Source organism: Leisingera sp. F5 (assembly GCF_001593695.1).
In genome coordinates this window covers 1-1,925 of sequence record NZ_LUKH01000652.1, presented here as the reverse complement: position 1 = coordinate 1,925, position 1,925 = coordinate 1, and the positions used below count along the sequence as shown (strand labels likewise).

The window sequence follows — 1,925 nt, the reverse complement described above, 5'->3', positions numbered from 1 at the left end:
GGCGGGGGCCGCGGCAGGCAGCAAAGCTGCCTGCCGCGGCCCCCGCCTGGATCGGATCGCATTGGCGATCCGATCCTTTGGCCGGCTGCGCCATTCCCTCGTCCGGAAACAAAGGGGTAGCAGGCGCTTTCGCGCTGGCAACCTTTGCCAAAGCGTGTAGCCTCCGCCGGGATTGATTAAATTTCAGCAGGAGAAACAGGCAATGCCGGTATTACGGGACAGCGGGTTCAAGGGCGAAATCGCATGGCTGGGCATGGTTCCGGCCGGCGATAGTCTGCAGTCCGAGCCGTCTGACCGGTTGCGCTTGGGGTTTTGCGGCATTGCCGGTGAACGCCACGAAGGGGAGAACCGCGCCTCCTGCGTGCGGGTCCGTAATCTCTATCCGGAAGGCACCGAAATCCGCAATGTCCGCCAGCTGACAATTTTGTCCGAGGAAGAGATGGCGCTGATCGCGGCGGATATGGGAATGGAGCGTCTCGATCCTGCTTATTTGGGCGCCACAATCATCCTTCGCGGCATCCCGGACTTTACCTTTGTGCCGCCTGGATCCCGGTTGCAAGGACCGGACGGAGTGACCTTGACTGTTGACATGGAAAACCGGCCTTGCGTTCTGCCAGGGCGGGAGATTGAAAATGATCACAGCGGATATGGCGTCCGGTTCAAGCCGGCCGCAAAGAATCGCCGGGGAATCACCGCCTGGGTAGAACGGCCGGGAAGCCTGTCTCTGGGCGGCGAATTCACCCTTTTTGTGCCGGATCAACGTGCCTGGGCGCCGTGAGTTCCTTCTTTTAGGGGAAAGCGTTTCCTTTAAGGAACCGTGCTGGGGGCTGCGAGTGGCCCTACGCCGCTTCAAGGCAGGATAATGTCGGAAATCAAGCGCGTGATTTGCCGCATATTGGCTAAGTCTATCGCGAAACCGGCATTTGTTTGCCGGCGATCGTATGCAAACTCAGCAGGAACTTTGCCATGAGCTACAAGAGTGACATCGAGATTGCGCGTGAAGCGCAGAAGAAGCCGATCCAAGAGATTGGTGCGAAGATCGGGATTTCGGACAGCGATCTGCTGCCCTACGGCCACGACAAGGCAAAGGTGTCTCAGTCCTTCATCAACTCGGTGCAGGGCAAAGAAGACGGCAAGCTGATCCTGGTGACTGCGATCAACCCGACGCCTGCGGGCGAAGGCAAGACCACCACCACCGTGGGTCTGGGCGACGGTCTGAACCGGATCGGCAAGAACGCGATGATCTGTATCCGCGAGGCGTCCTTGGGCCCGAACTTCGGCATGAAGGGCGGCGCGGCCGGCGGCGGTTATGCGCAAGTGGTGCCGATGGAGGAAATGAACCTCCACTTCACCGGCGACTTCCACGCCATTACCTCGGCGCATTCGCTGCTGTCGGCAATGATCGACAATCACATCTACTGGGGCAATGAGTGCGAGATCGACACCCGCCGCGTCGCATGGCGCCGTGTGGTCGACATGAACGACCGCGCCCTGCGCACCATCACCGCGTCCCTGGGCGGCGTCTCCAACGGGTTCCCGCGCGAAGCCGGTTTTGACATCACCGTGGCCTCGGAAGTGATGGCGATCCTGTGCCTCGCGAACGACCTCAAGGACCTGGAAAAACGCCTGGGCGACATCATCGTGGCCTACCGCCGCGACAAGACCCCGGTCTACTGCCGCGACATCAAGGCAGAGGGCGCAATGACCGTTCTGCTGAAGGACGCGATGCAGCCGAACCTGGTGCAGACCCTGGAAAACAACCCGGCGTTTGTGCATGGCGGCCCGTTTGCCAACATCGCCCACGGCTGCAACTCGGTTATTGCCACCAAGACCGCGCTGAAAGTCGCTGACTATGTGGTGACTGAGGCAGGCTTTGGCGCCGATCTGGGTGCCGAGAAGTTCATGAACATCAAGTGCCGCAAGGC

Annotated in this window: 2 protein-coding genes; both read left to right on the top strand. The window is 60.4% G+C overall.

Annotated features, from left to right (window positions below; all coding sequences use genetic code 11):
• Positions 1 to 202: 202 nt before the first annotated feature.
• Entirely contained in the window at positions 203 to 778 is a 576-nt protein-coding gene (locus A2I95_RS34400) for a sulfurase (RefSeq protein ID WP_291737017.1), read from the top strand.
• 188 nt (positions 779 to 966) lie between these two features.
• Positions 967 to 1,925 (top strand): formate--tetrahydrofolate ligase (locus tag A2I95_RS34395; RefSeq protein WP_291737016.1); only part of this gene is annotated, 959 nt, incomplete at its 3' end.

Excerpts from the sequence above, each read along its gene's own strand:
- A2I95_RS34400 (WP_291737017.1), top strand. The coding sequence starts at position 203 with ATGCCGGTATTACGGGACAGCGGGTTCAAGGGCGAAATCGCATGGCTG.